This window comes from Streptomyces sp. NPDC088400, assembly GCF_044753355.1.
GTDB lineage: Bacteria > Actinomycetota > Actinomycetes > Streptomycetales > Streptomycetaceae > Streptomyces.
This window is the reverse complement of sequence record NZ_JBIVMZ010000004.1, coordinates 289,722-309,779: the sequence shown is the minus strand read 5'-3', so window position 1 is coordinate 309,779 and position 20,058 is coordinate 289,722. Positions and strand designations below refer to the sequence as shown.

The following is a 20,058-nucleotide window of genomic DNA, read 5'->3' as shown; positions in this document are numbered from 1 at the left end:
ACTGCACGGCTGGTTCTACGAGGTCGAGTCCGGCGCGACACTCGAACACCGCCCGCGGGCCAACGCCTTTCTCCCTCTGTGAACAGCCATTCCTCCTGCGCCGTATACGACAAGGTGACCACCGTGACCCTCAGCAAGGCCCCCGTCCACGAGGAACACCTGACGGCACCCACATCCTGGTGGATCATCGCCGCGCTCTTCGGCCTGGCGATGGCGCTGGTCTTCCTCCCCTAAGGGGGCATCGCCACCCTGATCGCCCTCGCGGCCCGCTCCCCGAGCAAGGAGTTCTCCCTGTGTCCACGCATCACTTCACCCGCGCGACGCGGAGTTTCGGGTTCGTGAGCGTTCTCGCGCTGACGGCCACCCTCGCGATGGCCGGTACGGCATACGCCCATGCGGAGGTTACCGCTGACAAGCCGCAGGCCCTCGCGGAAGGTGTCACACTCAGCTTCATCTCCGAGGCGGAATCCGAATCCGCGGGCTTCACGCAGCTACGCGTCGTCCTGCCCGAAGGCATCGCGCCGGACGACGTCTCACTCGCCGGCGGCCCCAAAGGCTGGAAGCTGAAGACCGTTCAAGATGGTTACACCGTCGAAGGGCCCACTCTCCCCGCGGGCACAGACGCCGAACACAAGATCAGGGTCCGGCAGCTTCCGGATACCAAGGAGATCGCGTTCAAGACGGTGGAGACGTACAGCGACGGAGAAGTCTCCCGCTGGATCGAGGTGGCCGGCGACGGCGAGGAACCGGAGCAGCCCGCCCCGGTTCTCAAGCTCAAGGCCGCCGCACCGGGGGCTGCTGCGACGAGCCCGAGCCCGGCGGCCAGCCCGTCTTCCAGCGCGCCGCCGTCCGGCACTCCGTCGGCCTCGTCCAGCACCGAGACGTCTGATCAGAAGAACACCGCTGAGGAGGACGAGCGCTCCTCTCCGGTGCTGCTGATCGGCGTCGGCGCCGCGGTGCTGCTCGCGCTCGGCGCGGGTGCGTGGTGGCTCGCCCGACGGCGGAGGACGGCCGACGGTAACTGACCGCGTGGGGTTGGCCTGTGGGGCGGCAGGGCTGTCGCCCCACAGGCCCGCACTCAGGCCGAAGGTACGAAGCGGTGAGACCGATCGACGGGTGCGTTGTGCTGGTCGGCCCGGTTCTGCAAGGCGCTCATGCAGGCGTGGTCCATATGCCGGAGACCGGACAGGTTGAGTAGGACCCCTCGCTCAACTCCCGAGCGGAAAAGGTGAGATGGCCAGCACATCTCTGCCACTGCCCGTAACAATCACCAGGTCAGCAAGGGTTTGCCCGATGCAGGGACGAGTCGCGACAACGCTCCGAGGAGACCGATCAGGTGCGGGTTCACTCGATGTGATGATGAGTGACCTACGTTGAATTCCGCCACAGGCCGCCACAACCCCGAGAAGCCCTGCGACTTTCCGGCTGTTCAAGGCTCTGATGGCCGCCTGGTGACGTGCACAGCCACTCACCCCACGAGCACTTTACGCACTCACGTGCTTACTCTTTGTGCTTGTGATGGCTCTGTCGGTGCCCCGCAGCAGCCGCCCCGCGTATTGGACCCGGGCGGCACTCTGCGTTGCCCTGGCGGCTCTGATCCACCTGTTCGGCTGCGCGCACGGCCCCGCTCCAACGGGGGCGAGCCGCACCGATGCCGTCCTGACGGCTTCATCCGCCTGCGCGCAGATGACGAAGCCGGTCGACGGGTCTGCCGTGGAAGCGGCAGACGACCACGAGGGCGAGGCGGCCCAGTGCCTCGGAGTGGACGAACCCTCCGTCCAGGCACCCCGGAACATCGGCGTGGCGGACCAGGCGTCCGAAGCTGCCCGACTGATCGACACCGACACCCTCACCGCCCTCCCCGTTCGGGCCGGGCCACCTCCGGGCGAGAAGTCCGGCAGCTCCACTCATGGCAGCGCGCGAGCCCTACTTGGCGTGTGGCGGACCTGACCGGCATCTGAGCCGGTGATCAAACCTCCTTCAGGCGCGGGTTCACATCACGGCTCACGCGGTCAGCTCTTTCTCTTTCCACTCTCACGTGACCGACCGGCGGCCGCATCGCGGCACCGGCCGAGGGAGAAGCACGCCATGCATCACTTCGCCGCACCCGCCGCACACTTCCCCGCCTCACCGGCTCAACTTCTCGCCGGCGCCAAGCGCCCCGTGCACTCCCCCGCCGGACTCGTCGGCGACACACCCGTGTTGTGGGTCGGACAACCGTTCACCACGCACGGAAGCGGATTCTGGGCCAAGCTGGAGGGCCACAACCCGGGCGGGATCAAGGACCGCACCGCCCTGTACATGGTCCAGGCCGCGCGCCAACGTGGCCAGCTGCTTCCCGGCGCACGGATCGTGGAGTCCTCGTCCGGCACCCTCGGACTCGGGCTCGCCCTGGCCGGGGTGGCCTTCGGTCACCCCGTCACCGTCGTCACCGACCCCGGTATGGAACCGCTGATGACAGGCCTGCTCACCGCCTACGGAGCAGACGTCCAAACGGTCGGCACCCCGCACCCCCTGGGCGGCTGGCAACAGGCCCGCCGTCAGCGGGTCGAGGAACTGCTCTCCGTGCACCCGGACGCCTGGTGCCCGGACCAGTACCACAATCCCGACAACGTAGCCGCGTACGGGCCAATGGCCCATGAACTCGTCGCTCAACTCGGCCGCATCGACGCCCTGGTGGTCAGCGTCGGAACAGGAGGCCACTCCGCCGGCATCGGATCTGTACTGCGCGATTACTTCCCGGACCTGTACATGGCCGGAGTCGACACCACCGGATCGACGATCTTCGGACAGCCCGCCGGGACACGGCTGATGCGGGGCCTCGGCAGCAGCATCCACCCCGGCAACGTCGCGTACGACCTCTTCGACGAGGTGCACTGGGTCCCCGCCGCCGAGTCGGTGTGGGCAGCCCGCTCGCTCGCGCGGTGTCGTTACGCCACCGGCGGCTGGAGTGTCGGCGCGGTCGCCCTGGTCGCCCGCTGGCTGGCAGGGCAACTGCCGCCCGAGTCGAGGATCGTCGCCGTCTTCCCCGACGGACCGCAGCGGTACGTCGGGACGGTCTTCAACGACGCATACTGCCACGAGCACGGCCTGCTCGACCACGAGCCCGCGTCGAAACCGGAGGAGATCGCACATCCCCACGAGAGCACGGTCGTCCGCTGGACCCGGTGCACCACGGTCGTCGACCCACTCGGTGCCACGCGCGAGCAGCGGCTGGCGGGGGTGCCCCGGTGACATCCCTGTGGCGGCAGACCCGCTCCTTCCCGCCCGCCGTACGCCTGTTGATGGCCAACCAGTTCGCCATCAACCTCGCCTTCTACATGCTCATGCCCTATCTCGCCGCCCATCTCTCCGGGGACCTCGGACTGGCGGCCTGGTCCGTCGGACTGGTCCTGGGCGTGCGGACCTTCTCCCAGCAGGGCATGTTCCTCGTCGGCGGCACCCTCGCGGACCGATACGGCTACAAGGCCCCGATCATGGCCGGCTGCCTGCTGCGCACGATCGGCTTCGGTCTGCTGGGCTGGGTCGACAACCTCCCCACTCTCATCGCCGCCTCCGCCGCGACCGGTTTCGCCGGCGCCCTGTTCAACCCCGCCGTACGCGCCTACCTCGCGGCCGAAGCCGGCGAACGACGGGTGGACGCCTTCGCCACCTTCAACGTCTACTACCAGGCGGGCATGCTCCTCGGTCCCCTCGTCGGCCTCGCGCTCCTGACCACCGACTTCCGCCTCGTGTGCGCGACCGCCGCCGCCATCTTCGCCGTACTCACCACGCTGCAATGGCGTGCTCTGCCGCCACGGCACGGCAACTCCGCAGCCTCCGGCGGCTCGGCGGACAGCGTGCCGGCGCAGTGGCGCACGGTCGTGGCCAACCGGCCCTTCCTGCTCTTCTCCCTCGCCATGACGGGGTCTTACGTACTGACCTTCCAGGTCTACCTCGCGCTGCCGCTCGCTGCCGACAGCGCCCTGGGAGCGAGCGGGACCAAGGTCACCAGCGGTCTGTTCGTCGTCTCCGCGGCCGTCGCCGTCGCCGGTCAACTGCGCCTGACGCACTGGGCCGGGCAACGCTGGACTCCGCACACAGCTCTTGTCCGGGGACTCACGACGATGGGGCTGGCATTCGTACCCCTCGCACTCACCCCGCGCGACACGCCTGCGACGACGGTCTTCTCTCTGCTCATGGCGGTGGTACTGCTCGCCGCGGGCGGCGCGGTGGTCTACCCGTTCGAGATGGATACGGTCGTCGCCCTCTCCGGCGACCGGCTCGTCGCCACCCACTACGGGCTGTACAACACCGTCTCGGGACTGGGCATCACCCTGGGCAATCTCGCCACCGGGGCACTGTGGGACTTCGCCTTGCGCCACCATGCTCTCTGGCTGGTCTGGTCCGCTCTGACCACCGTGGGACTCATCTGCGCGGCATCCATCACCGGCCTGGCCCGGACAGGACGCCTCGCCAAACCGCAGGGATTCGCCACAGCATGAGGGCACCCCCGCGTTCCGGGCGACTTTCGGGGGACTTTTCACTTTCACTTTCACCGCCTGGCCTGGCAAGCCCCTGAAAGATCAGGAAGGGCCTCCGACGCAGGTCAGAGGCCCTTCCGAAAGCAAAGCAGCAGGTGGCGGCAGACGAGTCGGGCTGTCCGCCGGGGAGAATCACCGCAACGCTATGACCTGCACAAACGTGCGGGGAGGGCGTTTCCGTGGCTACCTTGGTGGCTACGTGAGGGGGCGCCCCGTGTGACAGCCTCCGGGACGGGGTGTGGATACCTCCAGGGCCGCCCGGGGGGCGGAACACTCGCCGGAATCCGTACTAGAATCTGTACAGAATCAAGCCTCTATATGGGTACGGTGACAGCATGGAGATCCCTGAGGTCGTGACCGTCAGCGACGCGCGCGCGAGACTGTCGCGGATCCTGACCGACCTGTCGGAGTCCGGCGCGGATGCCGACCCGATCCTGATCGGCGCCCACCGCAAGCCCCAGGGCGTCCTCCTGTCCGTGGAGGCCTTCGAGGCGCTGAGCGGCCGAGCGGCACGACGTGCGGCCGTCGCCTCGGCCACGGGCTCTATCGAGGCTGAGAGGCTCCATGCCTCCAATGCCTCCGACCGCGACACCGAGGCGTACGTGAAGGGCGACCTCGACGTGGACACCCTTGTCGCCCGCGCGATCGCCCGCCACCGACAGACGTCGGAGCGGCGGGCAGGATGAACGATCCGTACGCCATGCCCAACGGCGTGCTGCGCAACAAGCTCGGTATCACCGACCATCAGCTGCTCGCGGCAGCGGAGGCGGACATCACCCGGGCGCGCCTCGTCATGCTCGCCGAACGCCCCCTACCCGGCGCGTACGACCTCGGCCATCTCCAAGCATTCCATGCCGCGGTCTTCGGTGACATCTATCCGTGGGCAGGCGAGTTACGCACCGTGAACATCGCCAAGCGCACACCGTTCTGCCCGGCGAGAAACCTGGTGCCCTACGCCGGAGAGGTCTTCGGCCGTTTCGCCTCCTCCGGTCAGCTTCAGAATCTCCCCCGGCAGGAATTCGTCATCCAACTGGCCACGTTGTACGGCGACCTGAACGTCCTCCACCCGTTCCGCGAGGGCAACGGCCGTGCCCAGCGGGCGTTCCTTGCCCAACTCAGCGCCGACGCGGGATACGCGCTGAACTGATCGGGCATGGACCCTCAACGCAACGAGGACGCCTCGGTGAAGAGCTTCCTCGGTGACAACAATCTGGTGGAGCAGCTGCTCGACGAGCTGGTCACCACGAGCTGACGCCCGTCACTCCGGCTAGCACCGAACCGGATTCCGGACGGACCCAAGCATCTTGACCGGGGAGGGCCTCCCCCCAGCTCCGTGGACGCCTCACCTTCGACCCGACGAAGCGTGGCTACCTTGGTGGCTACGTACGTAGCCGCGCGGTCCGGTTTGAAACGGTATGGAGCGGGGTCTGACCAAACCCCCGGATCTACGAGAAAGGGCCTCTGACCAGTACTTTCGCTGGCCAGAGGCCCTGGCGGCAGACGAGTCGGGCTGTACGCCGGGTTCTGTCGCCCGGTCGCCTCGCGGCGGCCGGGGAGACGGCCATCCATCTAGGACCGGCGTTGCCGCCGGTCTCGTGCGGTCTACCCGCGGACTCGGGCGGGCAGCCCTCGGTCGTCCGCGCAGGGCCATCAGCCGATGGCCCCTCTTGACCTTGCTCCGGGTGGGGTTTACCTAGCCGTCCAGGTCACCCTGGACGCTGGTGGTCTCTTACACCACCGTTTCACCCTTACCGGGGACCGAAATCCCCGGCGGTCTGTTTTCTGTGGCACTGTCCCGCGGGTCACCCCGGGTGGGCGTTACCCACCACCCTGCCGTGTGGAGCCCGGACGTTCCTCGGCAAGATCAATGATCTTGACGCGGCCGTCCGCCCGGCTCGTCTGCCGTGCTGGTCATGTTACCCGCCGGGGAGGGGCCTGATCGCATCGGCGTCAGGCCCCTCCCCCGGACCGGCCGGTGGACGCCGATGCGGGCGGCGGCCCTTGACCTCGCTCCGGTTCAGCGGCTTGACCTTGCCGCAACGTCAACGTCTCTACTGATGTCATGCGTATCGGAGAGATAGCCGCACTCGTCGGGGTCACCTCGCGTGCGGTACGGCACTACCACCACTTGGGCCTGTTGCCCGAGCCCGCGCGGCGGGCCAACGGCTACCGCGACTACACGGTCCGGGACGCCGTCCTGCTCGCCCGGATCAGGCGGCTGACCGAGCTCGGGCTCGGCCTGGACGAGGTACGGGACGTGCTCGCCGATGACGCCGGGGGTGAGCTCGCGGAGGTGCTCGGCGAGTTGGACGCCGACCTGGCACGGCAGGAGGCGGAGATCCGGGCCCGGCGCCGCAGGCTCGCGGAGCTGATGGCGAACCCGCCGTCCGCCGAGGGGCCCGTATCGCCCGCGCTGGCACAGCTGTTGAGCGGCCTGCCCGCCACCGGTTCCCCCTCCGCCGCCAAGGACCGTGAGCTGCTGACGCTGCTCGACACGGCGTCCGGCGGCGGCGACGGCCGTCACCGTCTCTACGACGCGCTGCGTCCGCTGGCCCAGGATCCGGAGACCCTCGCCCTCTACCGGCGGCTGGACGAACTCGCCGACGCCACTGCCCGCGATCCCCGCGTCGTCCCCCTCGCCGAGGACCTGCTGGCGGCCGTACCGGACGAGGTCCTGGCCTCGATACCGACGGACGGGCAGCCGGCCGACGCGGGATTCGGCGAGGCTCTCCTCGCCGACTTTCCCCCGGCGCAGGCCGAAGTGGTACGGCACGTCATGCACGCACTGGTGGAGAGGGGCACGGGATGACCCGGACGGCAGTGGCGGTCTGCGCGGTGATCGCCGCCGAAATCGGCCTGGCCGGCTGCCTGTTGGCGGGGGTGTCGGTGCCGGGGCCCGTACTTCTCGGCGCCGAGGCCGTCGTGTTCACGCTCCTCGCGCTGAGAGCCGTGATCCTGTTCCGGCGCTACGCGGCCGCCCGGCGCCACGCGGCCCGGCGGCGGGACGCGTTCGCCGAGGCGGTCCGTACGGGCGTGCCCGAGTCCGTACGGCGGCTGGTCACCCACGAGCTGCGGGCCCTGGCCGGCCTGGGCCGGTGGGTCGCGGGGCGTCCGCACGGTGTACGTGCCGGGGCGGGCGACCGCCCCGCCCCGTACACCGGCCCGCAGACGGCCATGGTGTACGGCCTGCTCTTCGTCGCCGTCGTCGAGACGGTGGTACTGGCCCTGGTGATCCCGTGGCCGGTGGTACACATGATCGTGCTGATACTGGACGTGTACGCGGTGGTGATGGTGCTGGCGCTGCACGCGGCCTGTGTGACCCGGCCCCATGTGGCAGGCGCGGACGGGTCGTTGAGGATCCGCTACGGCACGCTGTTCGATCTGCGCGTCGAACCCGCCCTGATCGCTTCCGTACGGGTCGACCACCGTCTGTCGGACGGCGGGCTGCTCCGGTTCGATCCCGACGGAGGCGGCGGCGACGGCGGCCTGGACATCGCGGTGGGCGGGCAGACGACCGTACGGGTGGAGCTGACCGAGCCCGTCACGTTCGTACGGCCGCTGGGGCGGCGGGGGCAGGCGCGGGTGATCCGCTTCCACGCCGACCGTGCGCCGGAGCTGGTCAAGGCGGTCACACAGGCCCTGGCCTGACCCGTACCCTGGCGCGGGGCCTGACGTCCTGCCCCGGAGATATCACGCTCTTGGATCATGCGAGGAGAACCACCGTGCTCGTGCTGTTGCCGCCGTCGGAAGGAAAGGCCGCTTCCGGGCGGGGCGCCCCGCTGAAGCCGGAGTCCCTCTCCCTGCCGGGTCTGACCGAGGCGCGGACCGCCGTACTGGACGAGCTCGTGGAGCTGTGTGCCGCCGACGAGGAGAAGGCGCGCGAGGTCCTCGGCCTGAGCGAGGGGCTGCGCGGCGAGATCGCGAAGAACGTGGAGCTGCGGACGGCCGGCACGCGCCCGGCCGGGGAGATCTACACCGGGGTGCTGTACGACGCGCTGGACCTGGCCACGCTCGACGCCGCCGCGCGACGGCGGGCGGCGGCGTCGCTGCTGGTCTTCTCGGGGCTGTGGGGCGCGGTACGGGTGGGCGACCGTATCCCCTCGTACCGCTGCTCGATGGGGGTCAAACTGCCGGGACTCGGCGGACTCGGCGCGTACTGGCGCGCGCCGATGGCGTCCGTACTGCCGGAGGCGGCGGGCGACGGTACGGTGCTGGATCTGCGCTCGTCCGCGTACACGAGCGCGTGGAAGCCGAAGGGCGAGCTGGCCGAACGTACGGCGACGGTAAGGGTGTTGCACGCGCAGACCGACCCCGTGACGGGTGTGGAGAAGCGGTCGGTGGTCAGCCACTTCAACAAGGCGACGAAGGGCCGGCTGGTGCGGGACCTGCTCACGACGGGTGCGCGGCCGAAGGGGCCGGCGGAGCTGGTGGAGGCGCTGCGGGATCTCGGGTACGTGGTCGAGGCGACGGCTCCGGCGAAGGCGGGCCGGACGTGGGCGCTGGACGTGGTGGTCACGGAGATCCACTGAGGTCCGCCGAGCTCCCCGGGGAACCCAGCCGAGCTCACGCATTGCATCCTGCGCAACGGCCATTGCGCAGGATGACCGACACCCGGCAGGATGTCGCCATGACCTCCGTCCTTGACCTTGCCCCCGTCATCCCGGTCGTCGTCCTCGACGACGCCACCGACGCCGTACCGCTCGCCCGTGCCCTGGTGGCGGGCGGGCTGCCCGCGATCGAGGTGACGCTGCGGACACCGGTCGCGCTGGACGCGATCCGGGCGATCGCGGCGGACGTGCCGGACGCGGTGGTCGGCGCGGGTACGGTGCTCACGGCCGACGCCGTGAGCGAGTCGGTGGCGGCGGGCGCGCGCTTCCTGGTCAGCCCGGGGTGGACGGACGCGCTGGTGAACGCGATGCGGGAGTCGGGCGTACCGTTCCTGCCCGGAGTGTCGACCACCTCGGAGGTCGTGGCGCTCCTGGAGCGCGGGGTGACGGAGATGAAGTTCTTCCCGGCGGAGGCGGCGGGCGGCACCGCCTACCTGAAGTCTCTTTCCAGCCCGCTCCCCCGGGCCCGCTTCTGCCCCACCGGCGGGATCACGGCGGCGTCGGCCCCGTCGTATCTGTCACTGCCCAACGTGGGCTGCGTCGGCGGTACGTGGATGGTCCCGGCGGACGCGCTGGCCGCGAAGGACTGGGCCCGGGTCGAGGCGCTGGCCCGCGAGGCATCGACGCTGCGCGACCCGTCGTAATCACAAGGGCGTATCCCACAAGGGCGTACCCCCACAGGGCGTACCCCATGAGGGAACGCGCTTCACGGCGAATCGGGGTCCGGCGGACAGAACACGTGGCGCGGGTCGAGCGGGGTCGACGGCGGCAACGGGCCTGCCTGATCGGCGTGTTCGGCGCGGAAGGAGTGGAGCAGGTAGGCAACGAACCGGCGGGACGCGGCCAGCGCCGCCTCGTCGGACGTGGTGACCAGGCCGCTGTTGGCCATGAGCAGCATCATGAGGTCGTCCTGGACGAAGTCGGCACGCAGCCGCCCGGCGTCCTTGGCGCGCTGTGCCAGCAGGGCGAACCCCTCCTCGGCGCGGGCGCGTTCACGCTCGAAGTCGATCGCGTCGGGGAACGCCGAGAGGAACGCGGCGGTGAATCCCCGGTCGACGGCGTGCATGGCGCACACCTTCTCGATGACCCCGCAGAATCCGCGCCACGGGTCGGGGTCGGCGAGCGCGTCGTCCACCACCGATACGCACGCTTCGAGTTGGTCGGCGAACGCTTCGGTGATCAGCGCCTCCTTGGTGGGGAAGCGGCGGTAGAGCGTCGCGACCCCGACCCCGGAACGCCGGGCTATCGCGACCATCGGCACGTCCAGTCCCCGTGCGGCGAAAACCTCGCGGGCCGCCTCGACGATGCGATGGCGATTGTGCAGCGCGTCGGCGCGCAGTACCGGCTCTCCGGCGGTGGCGCCGACGCGGGCGCGCTGGGTCCGGGGCGACTCGGTGGGCATGATGCCTTTCACTTTGCTCCCAGCCGTCGGCTCTCGGCTCAACCGTCAGCGCGGATCGGCTCAACCGTCAGCGCGGATCGGCTCAACCGTCAGCGCAGATACGAGGTGTCGTTCAGGAGCCGCACCGACGGGTTCCCGTCCGCGTAGTAGGCCACGACCGAGGTCGAGGCCGCTGACAGTTCCATCCGGAACAGGGCTTCCGGAGGCGCGCCCAGGGCCAGTTGGACCAGGATCTTCACCGGGGTGACGTGCGTGACCAGCAGCACCGTCCGGCCCTGGTAGCGAGCCAGCAGCCGGTCGCGGGCGGCCTCGACGCGGCGTCCGACCGTCGCGAAGCTCTCGCCACCGCCGGTGGGTGCGACGGCGGGTGAGGCGAGCCAGGCGTCCAGATCGTCGGGGTAGCGCTCCTTCACCTCGCCGAAGGACATCCCCTCCCAGGCGCCGAAGTCCGTCTCGCGCAGGCCCTCCTCGATGGTGACGTCCAGGCCGAGCCGCGACGCGACGGCCGCCGCCGTCTCGCGGCAGCGCCTGAGCGGTGAGGAGACGATCTCCTGGACGGTGCCGCGCGCGGCCATCGCGGCGGCGGCGTCCTCGGCCTGCCTGCGGCCGACCGCCGACAGTTCCGGGTCGGTGCCGCCACTGCCCGAGAAACGTTTCGACGGGGTGAGGGCGGTCTCGCCGTGGCGCAGCAGTACGAAGGTGGCGGGAGGGCCGAGGTCGGAGGCGCCCCACCCGACGGAGGTCTCCGATTCGGACGTCCCGCCCGCCGGAGCGGTGGCGACGGACAGCTCCGTCTGCGTGGCGTGCCCTGCGGCCGCGTTCCCACCGGCCGTACGGGACGTCGTACTGCCCGCTCCCGCCATCGCCGCCCGGGCGCGAGCCGCTCCCGCGGCGGCGTCACCGGGCGGACCGGACCGACTCGACAGGCCGGATTCCGCGCCCGGCGTCGTTGTACGCGCGGCCGACGCCGAACGCGCCGCCCCCGCGTCCAGCGCCGCCGTGGACGCCGACGGCTCCCACTGCTCGCCCTTCTTGCCCGCGTCCATCGCCTCGTTGGCCAGCCGGTCCGCGTGCTTGTTCTTCTCGCGCGGGATCCACTCGTACGTCACCTGTCCCGAGGGAAAGACCCGTGCGGCCTCGGCGGCCAGCGGCTTCATGTCCGGGTGCTTGATCTTCCAGCGCCCCGACATCTGCTCGACGACCAGCTTGGAGTCCATCCGGACATGGACCCTGGCGGCCGGGTCGAGGGCCTTCGCGGCCTTCAGCCCGGCGACCAGGCCCTTGTACTCGGCAACGTTGTTCGTGGCGATCCCGATGTACTCGGCGGCCTCGGCCAGCGTCTCGCCGGTCGCCGGGTCGAGCACGACCGCGCCGTACCCGGCGGGCCCCGGGTTGCCCCGGGAGCCGCCGTCGGCCTCGATGACGAATTCCGCCGCCCGCTTCGGTGCCGTGGCCTCCGACGGCATCGACGTGGACATCGGCTACAGGCCCGAGTCGGCGGTGCGGACCAGGATGCGGCGGCAGTTCTCGCACCGGAGCACGGTGTCGGCGGAGGCCGCCTTGACCTCGTTGACCTCGGTGATGTTCAGCTCCAGCTGGCAGCCCTCGCAGCGCCGCCGGAAGAGCCGGGCCGCGCCTACCCCGCCCTGCTGCACGCGCAGCTTCTCGTACAGCTTGAGCAGATCGGCCGGTACGGAACCGGCCACGACCTCGCGCTCCTTGGTGAGCGTCGCGGCCTCGCCGTCGAGCTCCTCGACGGCGGTGTCGCGGCGCGTGGCCGCGTCGTCGGCCTTGGCCTGGACGGCGGAGACACGTTCCGTCAGTTCGGCGACCCGCTCCTGCGCGGACTCGCGGCGCTCCATGACTTCGAGGACGACGTCCTCCAGATCGCCCTGCCGCTTGGCGAGCGAGACGATCTCGCGCTGGAGGTTCTCCAGGTCCTTGGGCGAGGTGACCGTGCCGGAGTCCAGCCGCTGCTGGTCGCGTACGGCGCGCTGGCGCACCTGGTCGACGTCCTGCTCCGCCTTGGTCTGCTCGCGGGCGGTGTCGCTCTCCTCGGTCGACGCGGCGACCAGCAGGGAACGCAGCTGGGCGAGGTCCTTGGTGAGCGACTCGATCTCGGCGTGCTCGGGCAGCGAGCTGCGCTTGTGAGAGAGCTGCGACAGTCGTACGTCGAGGGCCTGGACGTCGAGGAGTCGGATCTGGTCGGCGGGCGCGGCGTTCAGTTGGGGGCTCCTGAGGTGGCGGGGGCTAGATGGGCGGACCAGGGATCGGTGACCGTCTTCGAGACGTGGACCCGCAGGTCCCAGCCATGGCGGTCGGAAATCTCATCGAGCTGGGCGGCGGCCTGCTCGCACCAGGGCCACTCGGTGGCCCAGTGCGCGGCGTCGATCAGTCCCAGCGGTGAGTGCCGCGGGGGCGGCGAGTCCTGCGGGGACTCCGAGGGGGCGGAACCAGCCAGGGAAACAGCCGGGGAACCAGCCGGGGAGGCAACCAGGGAGGCAGCCGACGGGCCAGTCTGGGCAGCGGCCTGGGAAACGGCCTGCGCGACAGCCTCGGAGGCCGGGTGGTGGCGCAGATCGGCGGTGAGGAACACATCCACACCCGCCGCCCTGACCTGGTCGAAGAGGCTGTCGCCGGAGCCGCCACTGACCGCGACCGTACGGACGAGGGCGTCCAGGTCACCGGCGATCCGGATGCCCTGCGCGGTGGCGGGCAGCCGGTGCGCGACGCGCGCGGCGAAGTCGCGGAGGGTCGCGGGACGGTCCAGCTCGCAGATCCGGCCCAGGCCGCGCCGCCCGGAGGCGTCGGTGGGATCCGGTACGAGGGGTCCCACGATCCGCAGGTCCAGCGCGCCCGCGAGGGCGTCGGAGACACCGGGATCGGCGGTGTCGGCGTTCGTGTGGGCGACATGCAGCGCGATGTCGTTCTTGATGAGGGTGTGCACGACGCGGCCCTTGAACGTGGACGCCGCGACCGTCGTCGTACCGCGCAGATAGAGCGGATGGTGCGTGACGATCAGGTCGGCGCCGAGCCGTACGGCCTCGTCGGCGATGTCCTGCACGGGGTCGACGGCGAACAGGACGCGGGTCACCGGGGCGTCGGGATCACCGCAGACCGTGCCGACGGCATCCCACTGTTCGGCGCGCTCGGGGGGCCAGAGGGCATCGAGCGCGGCGAGTACGTCGGACAGCCGGGGCGCGGCCGGACGAGGCGCTGAGGGGACGGAAGACACGGAAGGCACGGTGCAAAGGCTACCTGCCTCGTGTACCCGTCCGGCCAGGGCTTGGACGGGCCTGCGGACCGGGGCCTGGACCAGCATGCGGCGACTGCCGACACCCTGGCCGACGCCCTGGCCGATACCGCCGCCGGCACGGCAGCCGACGGCACCGCCGATACGGCCGCGGACCGTCTCCCGCCGGGGGCCGGTCCCGTACCCGCTCGGGCGGTACCGGCTCAGGCCGTACCCCACGGAACCGTCTCGCGCCCCGCCACGCTCCGTACCCCGTCCGTCACTTGGCCAGGTAGCCGCGGAGATCGTCCAGCACCAGGCCGGCCGCCGTCACGCCCAGACCCAGGTACCAGGTCTCGTCCCGCACGTCCTTGGCCCGGCCGTCCTTGACCGCGTTCAGGTTCTTCCACAGCGGGTTGGAACGCGCGCTGTCCCGCCCGGTCTTCTCCGGGTCGCCGTACACCCCGGTGAAGATCCAGTCGGCGTCCGCGTCGTCGATCTTCTCCGGGCTGATCTCCACGGCGAGATCCTCGACCTGCTGGTTCTCGGGGCGCGGCAGGCCGACGTCGTCGAGGACCGTGCCGATGAAGGACGCCTTCGCGTACAGCCGCAGCCGGTCCGGCATGTAGCGCACCATCGAGACGGTCGGCTTGTCCGGGCCGATGTCGGCGGAGAGGGCGGCCACCTTCTTGTCGTACGCGGTGAGCGCGGCCTTCGCCCCGGCGGTACGGTCCAACGCCTGGGCGTTCAGGAGGTAGTTCTCCTTCCAGGTGAAGCCCGGCCGGATCGAGAAGACCGTCGGAGCGATCGCCGACAGCTCCTTGTACTTGTCGGCCGCGCGCAGCTGGCTGCCGAGGATGAGGTCGGGCTTCAGGCCCGCGATCGCCTCAAGATTGAGGTTGTTGATGGTGCCGACGTCCTTCGGGCTGCCCGCACCCTTCTTCAGATAGCCCGGAATGCCCTCGTCGCCCTCGGTCGGGGCGTAGCCGACGGGCTTGATGCCGAGCGACACGACGTTGTCGAACTCACCGACGTCCAGCACGACGACCCGCTCCGGGCGCTTCTTCAACTCCGTTGTGCCCATGGCGTGCGTGATCGTGCGCGGGAACCGGCCCGGCTCGGCGTCGGTCCCGTACGCGGCCGTCTTCTTGGCCGCGTCGGCGAAGTCCTTGCCGCCGGTGGCCACGGCGGCCTTCTTGCCGCCGCCGTCACCGTCACCGCCGGACGCGGCGGAGTCACCACCGGAGGAGCCACCTCCGCAGGCCGCGAGGGAGAACGCGACGGCGAGGGCGACAACGGCCGCCGCGCCACGGCGTCTTGCCGATCGGGCGAGAGATGTCGACAGGGATATGGACATGCTTCGTGCTCCCGGTGAGCGAGGCCGAGCACGGCGTGCAGAGCGGACAAGAGCGGTGCAGGACGGTGCTCAGTAGCGGTGCAGGACAGTGCCCAGTGAGGTTACTTAGGCAGGCCTTACCTTAAGCGAACGTCATCGGGCAGCACACCCGCCCCGCGCTCTCAGGTGAATGCCGTGGCGGCCACCCTTATGTGTGAAGTGACGAGGCACGTGTTGTTCGGCAGGAAGTGCGAAAACTAGTTTCGTCGCCGGAGGTGACCAACCGATGACGGCCTGTGCTACCGAGACGGCTACCGAGGGCGGGACCGGACCGGCACGCGACACCGCGCACGGAGCGGCACGCGAGGCGGCCCGGCGTGCGGAGTTCGCGATCACGGCGAACGGGGCCTACGCCGCGCGGCTGACGCTCGGCGCATCGCCCCCGGACGGCCCGACCACCGGTGGATACGGCAGCGCCTACGGCGGCAGTGCCTACGGCGGCGGGGACAGCGGTGGATACGGCAGTGGATGCGGATACGGCGGCGGCAGCGCGGACGCGTGGTTCCCGGAGCGCTGGACCCTCGACGGACCCGAGCCGTACGCCGTACCCCTCCCCCTCGACCAGCCCGAGGAGCCCGACACCGATGTGCTGCCCCTGGCGGACGGGCGGGTGCTCATCCGGCGCCGGGTGGCGGACCGGCACGACTTCTCCCTCCTCTACCCGGCCGGGCGGGGGACGGGCCAACTGCCGGTGGGCGCGGTCGGCTGCGAGGACGAGTACGCGGAGCTGACGCTCCTGCCGCCGTCGCCGGACGGCCGCCGCGCGTACGCGCTCTCGGTCGGCGCGCACTCCACCACGATCTGGCTGGTGGCGGGCAGCGCCTTCGGCCCCGAGCGGGTCGCCGAGGTGCCGGGCCGCTGCTCGGGCGGCGCCTGGCTCGACCGTACGGGTCGGATACTGGCCCTGGACCGCGAGGATCACGACGGCGTGGTGAAGGCCGTCGCCATCGACCTGGAACGGGGCGGCGAGGCGACTCCGCTCCTCCAGATCACCGACGAGAGCAACGACCGGCTGCTGCTGGCGGATCCGGACAGCGGCCTGCTGCTGATCCGCTCGGACGCGCCGGGGCACGACCGGCTGGGCTGGGGAGTGCTCGGGAGCCGGATGCCGGTGCGCTTCCCCGAGTGCCTGCGGCCGGGGGGCCGTACGGTGACGCCGTTCGCCGTACAACCGGGGCAGGTACTGACGCCGGAGAGCTGCGCGGTGGCGCTGCGGATCGACGGCGTGACGGACAACGGGGTGGCGGGCAGCTGGGTGGGGGTGTGGCGGCCGGCGGGCCGGCAACTGCATCAACTGCCCGCGCCGGACGGGTGGCTGGCGGGGGCCGGGCTGTGGACCCGGGAGGGCGAACTGCGACTGCCGTACGCGACGGGGTCGGTGCCGTGCGGGGTGTCGCGGCTCATGGCCCCGGTGGACATGCCGCTGCCGGAGCCGGGCCACGGAGCGGGCGCTCCACCGGAGCCATGCCCTGGAGCGGGTGCCGTACCGGAGCCGTGTCCCGGAGCCGCTGACGCACCGGATCCCGTGTCCGGTCCGAGGCTGTCCGCCGGTCCGGGGCTGTCCGCGAAACCGGCACAACCGGAATCGCCGGGCCGGGAACCGTACGCCGCCCCACAGACTCCTATCCCCTGCAGGCCCATTCCCTTGCAGCAGGCGCCCCTCACGGACCGCGAAGCATCTGGCTAGACTTTCGCCGGGGCTGCGCCGCCGTACCGACCGGGCACTTGTCGGTGACGGTGATGTGGACGCGTACCGCCATGCTGGAGGGCGGTACGGAAGCGGCCGGGGCCCTGCGTCACACAAGTAAGCGATCACGACGGGGTGACTTCCCAACATGTCTGAAGCCCGAACCGACACGACCCAGGGGCGCCCGCAGGGAGCGGACGCCGACCAGGACGGCATCGGCGGTCTCGGAAAGCACCGAGGGGGTGCGGCACCGACGGAGGACTCAGCGACTCCCGCGTACGGCCGCCACCGCCGCCCGGGACAATCGGAAAGCAGCAAAGCGGCCTGATCCGAGGATCCGAGGCCGGACGTCGAGAGGCCGCCGCGGTGCACCCGCGGTGGCCTCTCGACGTTCCCGCCGCGTCCCGCGCTCGAAGGAGTGACATTTGTACCGGTCGAGTTCGTATATGCGAGGCTTCCGCAGCACCGGGCCCACTCCGTAGCGTCGGGGGCATGACGCGAACAGCAGACGCGGTGAACGCCGCGAGCGTGGCGAACGCGGGGAGCTCGGCGAACGGGGCGAGCGCCGTGAGCTTCACCGGTGTGATCAAGAACTTCGGCGCTGTACGGGCCGTCGACGGCGTCGACCTGGGCATCCCGCGCGGCGAGACCGTCGCGCTGCTCGGCCGCAACGGCGCGGGCAAGTCGACCACCATCGGCATGCTCCTCGGCCTGGACGAGCCCGACGCCGGGACGGTACGGCTCTTCGGCGGGCCACCCGCGCGGGCCGTGGCGGCCGGGCAAGTCGGGGCGATGCTCCAGGACGCCCGGCCGATCAAGCGGGTGACCGTGCGGGAACTGGTCGCGTTCGTCGCGAGCACCTTCCCCCGCCCGCTGCCCGTCGCCGAGTCGCTCGACCTCGCCGGACTCACCGAATACGCGGACCGTCGCGTCGACAGACTCTCCGGCGGCCAGCTGCAACGCGTCAGGTTCGCGGTCGCGCTGGCCGGCAGCCCGGAACTGATCGTCCTCGACGAACCCACCGCCGCCCTCGACGTGGAGGCCCGCCGCGCCTTCTGGACCTCCATGCGCGCCTACGCCGAGCGCGGCAACACCGTGCTCTTCTCCACGCATTACCTGGAGGAGGCCGACGCCAACGCCGACCGGATCGTCGTCATCGACCACGGCCGGATCGTCGCGGACGGCACCAGCGAGCTGATCAAGAGCGCGGCCGGCGGCCATCTCGTCTCCGTCGACCTGGCGGGCCGCACCACCGAGGAGTTCGGCCTCCTGCCCGGTGTCGGCTCGGTCGAGGTACGCGGCGGCCGGGCCCTGCTCCGTACGGACGACTCCGACGCCACGGTCGTCGCCCTCGCCGGACTCGACGCGATACGCGGGCTCGAAGTGACCCCGGCGACCCTGGAAGACGCCTTCTTGAAGCTCACGAATACGACCACGGGTACGGGTACGGGCACGGGCACGACCGCCACCGCGTCCACGAAGGAGGCGGCGTGATGTTGAAGTACGTCAAGCTCGAAGTCCGCCGGACGCTGCGCGACCCCGGCTTCGTCATCTTCGGCGCCGGGATGCCGGTCCTGATGTATCTGCTCTTCACCAACGTGGCCGGGGCCGGGTCCGACGACGACAGTTGGAAGACCGCCTCCATGGTCGGCATGGCCGCGTACGGGGCGCTCGGCGCGGCCATGAGCACCGGCACCGGTATCGCCGAGGACAAGTCCCTCGGCTGGCTGCGCCAGTTGCGGATCACCCCGATGCCGCACCGGCAGGTGGTGCTGGGCCGGGCGATCGCGGGCTCGGTGACCGTACTCCCTGCGGTGCTCGCCGTCCTCCTCGCGGGCGGCCTGATCAACGGTGTACGGCTCGGCCTCTGGCAGTGGGCCGCCCTGATCACCCTGCTATGGGCGGGCGCGCTCCCCTTCACCCTGCTCGGCATCGGCAACGGCTACCGGCTCTCCGCCCAGACGACCGGCGTGGTGAACACGGGCTGCCTGATGGGCCTGGCCGTGATCGGCGGACTCTGGTTCCCGGTCGACGCCTTCCCGGGCTGGCTGCGCTCGCTCGCCGTGTACACCCCCGCCAACCGCTTCGCCGACCTGGGCTGGTCCACCACACACGGCACGGCCCCCGGCGCCACCACGATCGTGGTGCTGATGGGCTGGGTGCTCGTGTTCGGTTCGTACGCGGTGGTCTCGTACCGCAGGGCGGCGAGGACCTCTTGATACCAGGAAAAGTCCGGAGTCGATGGACAATTGAGTCGATGGACAATTGAATTGAAGCGCCGGACCACCGAACCGCCCACCGATGATCCGACGCACCATGGGATTCACCACCGCACCGCCAGATGCACCGATGACCCCGGTCAGCCGAAGGAGCCGTCAGAGCTCCTTGAACGGTATTCTTACCGCTGCCGCGAAGGGCGATGAATCGTCTAGCACTTCGGGATCTTCTGCGACCCCTCGTTGATCCATTCACTCAGGACGTAGCGAGTCTCCACGTCGTCGTAGTAGAGCCGGAACCAGTCTTGTCCGTCCTGCCCCTTCGGGATCCAGCACGCCACATAGAATTTCGTACCTCTCAGGACGGTGCCCCACAAGTTGTTGCGTGAGTCTTCGACCGTACTTATACGGATATTCGCAGCGCTGACGTTTTTCTTGAGAGCGACCGTATAGCGGGCCGCCGCAGGCGCCTTCGCCTCGGCGACCGTCCGCTCGACGGAGGCGGGTGTCTCGGTGGCGGACGATGCCGAGGTGGCCGCCACAACTCCGGTGCCGGCGACCGCGAGCGCAGCGAATACCGCGACCCCCTTGGCCTTGATGCGCATTTGACGCATGACTTCCTCTTTTCTTGAGAGAAGGCGAACGGAGAGAAGGGAAGAGGAACCTCGCCATTCGCACACCCCCTTTATGGCACGCCAAATGACCCATCAGCTAGAGGAGTTGGCGACTATCACCCGTACGAGGGGCGGCACAGTATGAACAATGGCGTATCTGCGCCAGCTCGTTTAATTCCCCCGCCGGGGTAATTCTTCAGAATTCAATAAGGCTACGGGATTCGCTGGCCAACTCGCCAGGCAGGCTTGCCACTTGGACGCCATGCCAAAGCCCCGCCACTCAAGATTTGCTTGAGACGAGTAGCGGGGCCCGGTGCTGTGGATCTGTTCAGCTGACGCCGAACTCGCCGCAACGGACGGCTCGGACGAACGAGGCGAACG

General features: G+C 70.2%; 19 protein-coding genes and 1 other RNA gene. 13 read left to right on the top strand and 7 right to left on the bottom strand.

The annotated features are described in order from the left end of the window. The first annotated feature begins 293 nt into the window (after nt 1-293). The 6 genes from ACIQD6_RS12680 to ACIQD6_RS12655 all read left to right on the top strand — a co-directional run bounded on the left by ACIQD6_RS12680 (nt 294) and on the right by ACIQD6_RS12655 (nt 5,670). The gene (locus ACIQD6_RS12680) at nt 294-1,025 is read left to right on the top strand and encodes a DUF1775 domain-containing protein (RefSeq protein WP_401881266.1); all 732 of its coding nucleotides are present in this window, start codon (nt 294-296) and stop codon (nt 1,023-1,025) included. A gap of 505 nt (nt 1,026-1,530) precedes the next feature. Next, entirely contained in the window at nt 1,531-1,950 is a 420-nt protein-coding gene (locus tag ACIQD6_RS12675; RefSeq protein ID WP_401881264.1) for a hypothetical protein, read from the top strand. Nucleotides 1,951-2,088: 138 nt separating this feature from the next. After that, nucleotides 2,089-3,234, top strand: coding sequence for a PLP-dependent cysteine synthase family protein (locus ACIQD6_RS12670; RefSeq protein ID WP_401881262.1), 1,146 nt, complete (start codon nt 2,089-2,091; stop codon nt 3,232-3,234). Further along, nucleotides 3,231-4,484 carry an MFS transporter gene (locus ACIQD6_RS12665; protein WP_401881260.1) on the top strand — a complete coding sequence of 418 codons (1,254 nt, stop codon included), beginning with the start codon at nt 3,231-3,233 and terminating at the stop codon, nt 4,482-4,484. Before ACIQD6_RS12670 ends, ACIQD6_RS12665 begins: the two co-directional genes overlap by 4 nt. 374 nt (nt 4,485-4,858) lie before the next feature. After that, the gene (locus ACIQD6_RS12660; protein WP_401881258.1) at nt 4,859-5,209 is read left to right on the top strand and encodes a type II toxin-antitoxin system Phd/YefM family antitoxin; all 351 of its coding nucleotides are present in this window, start codon (nt 4,859-4,861) and stop codon (nt 5,207-5,209) included. Further along, nucleotides 5,206-5,670: a Fic/DOC family protein gene (locus ACIQD6_RS12655; RefSeq protein WP_401881256.1), complete on the top strand. Its 465-nt coding sequence runs from the start codon at nt 5,206-5,208 to the stop codon at nt 5,668-5,670. The genes ACIQD6_RS12660 and ACIQD6_RS12655 overlap by 4 nt, the downstream gene beginning before the upstream one ends. Nucleotides 5,671-6,020: 350 nt before the next feature. On the opposite strand, the gene rnpB is transcribed toward ACIQD6_RS12655, so the two are convergent. Continuing rightward, nucleotides 6,021-6,421: RNase P RNA component class A (rnpB, locus tag ACIQD6_RS12650), an RNA gene on the bottom strand. 164 nt (nt 6,422-6,585) lie between these two features. Here rnpB and ACIQD6_RS12645 point away from each other — a divergent pair. From ACIQD6_RS12645 to ACIQD6_RS12630, 4 genes are all read left to right on the top strand, one after another. After that, on the top strand, nt 6,586-7,332 hold the full coding sequence (locus tag ACIQD6_RS12645) for a MerR family transcriptional regulator (RefSeq protein ID WP_401881254.1): 747 nt from the start codon (nt 6,586-6,588) through the stop codon (nt 7,330-7,332). Further along, on the top strand, nt 7,329-8,171 hold the full coding sequence (locus ACIQD6_RS12640) for a hypothetical protein (protein WP_401881252.1): 843 nt from the start codon (nt 7,329-7,331) through the stop codon (nt 8,169-8,171). Before ACIQD6_RS12645 ends, ACIQD6_RS12640 begins: the two co-directional genes overlap by 4 nt. A 74-nt stretch (nt 8,172-8,245) precedes the next feature. After that, nucleotides 8,246-9,052, top strand: a complete 807-nt coding sequence (yaaA, locus tag ACIQD6_RS12635) for a peroxide stress protein YaaA (protein WP_401881250.1) — start codon at nt 8,246-8,248, stop codon at nt 9,050-9,052. A gap of 98 nt (nt 9,053-9,150) precedes the next feature. Next, entirely contained in the window at nt 9,151-9,774 is a 624-nt protein-coding gene (locus ACIQD6_RS12630) for a bifunctional 4-hydroxy-2-oxoglutarate aldolase/2-dehydro-3-deoxy-phosphogluconate aldolase (protein WP_401881248.1), read from the top strand. A gap of 62 nt (nt 9,775-9,836) precedes the next feature. Here the strand turns inward: ACIQD6_RS12630 and ACIQD6_RS12625 are convergent, their stop codons facing one another. From ACIQD6_RS12625 to ACIQD6_RS12605, 5 genes are all read right to left on the bottom strand, one after another. Next, nucleotides 9,837-10,532: a TetR/AcrR family transcriptional regulator gene (locus tag ACIQD6_RS12625; protein WP_401881246.1), complete on the bottom strand. Its 696-nt coding sequence runs from the start codon at nt 10,530-10,532 to the stop codon at nt 9,837-9,839. Between the two features lie 89 nt (nt 10,533-10,621). Continuing rightward, complete coding sequence (locus ACIQD6_RS12620; RefSeq protein ID WP_401881244.1) at nt 10,622-12,010, bottom strand: bifunctional RNase H/acid phosphatase; 1,389 nt, start codon at nt 12,008-12,010, stop codon at nt 10,622-10,624. A 3-nt stretch (nt 12,011-12,013) separates the two neighbouring features. After that, entirely contained in the window at nt 12,014-12,757 is a 744-nt protein-coding gene (locus ACIQD6_RS12615; protein ID WP_401881722.1) for a zinc ribbon domain-containing protein, read from the bottom strand. Next, nucleotides 12,754-13,776, bottom strand: coding sequence for a Nif3-like dinuclear metal center hexameric protein (locus ACIQD6_RS12610; protein WP_401881242.1), 1,023 nt, complete (start codon nt 13,774-13,776; stop codon nt 12,754-12,756). The genes ACIQD6_RS12615 and ACIQD6_RS12610 overlap by 4 nt, the downstream gene beginning before the upstream one ends. A gap of 268 nt (nt 13,777-14,044) precedes the next feature. Beyond that, entirely contained in the window at nt 14,045-15,121 is a 1,077-nt protein-coding gene (locus ACIQD6_RS12605) for an ABC transporter substrate-binding protein (protein ID WP_401881240.1), read from the bottom strand. A gap of 265 nt (nt 15,122-15,386) precedes the next feature. Here ACIQD6_RS12605 and ACIQD6_RS12600 point away from each other — a divergent pair, with 265 nt between their 5' ends. The 3 genes from ACIQD6_RS12600 (at nt 15,387) to ACIQD6_RS12590 (ending at nt 19,066) form a co-directional block, all read left to right on the top strand. After that, the gene (locus ACIQD6_RS12600) at nt 15,387-16,847 is read left to right on the top strand and encodes a hypothetical protein (RefSeq protein ID WP_401881238.1); all 1,461 of its coding nucleotides are present in this window, start codon (nt 15,387-15,389) and stop codon (nt 16,845-16,847) included. Between the two features lie 567 nt (nt 16,848-17,414). Continuing rightward, on the top strand, nt 17,415-18,341 hold the full coding sequence (locus ACIQD6_RS12595; protein WP_401881720.1) for an ATP-binding cassette domain-containing protein: 927 nt from the start codon (nt 17,415-17,417) through the stop codon (nt 18,339-18,341). Continuing rightward, complete coding sequence (locus ACIQD6_RS12590) at nt 18,341-19,066, top strand: ABC transporter permease (protein ID WP_401881236.1); 726 nt, start codon at nt 18,341-18,343, stop codon at nt 19,064-19,066. The genes ACIQD6_RS12595 and ACIQD6_RS12590 overlap by 1 nt, the downstream gene beginning before the upstream one ends. Before the next feature lie 209 nt (nt 19,067-19,275). Here the strand turns inward: ACIQD6_RS12590 and ACIQD6_RS12585 are convergent, their stop codons facing one another. After that, on the bottom strand, nt 19,276-19,668 hold the full coding sequence (locus ACIQD6_RS12585) for a hypothetical protein (RefSeq protein WP_401881235.1): 393 nt from the start codon (nt 19,666-19,668) through the stop codon (nt 19,276-19,278). Nucleotides 19,669-20,058 lie beyond the last annotated feature (390 nt).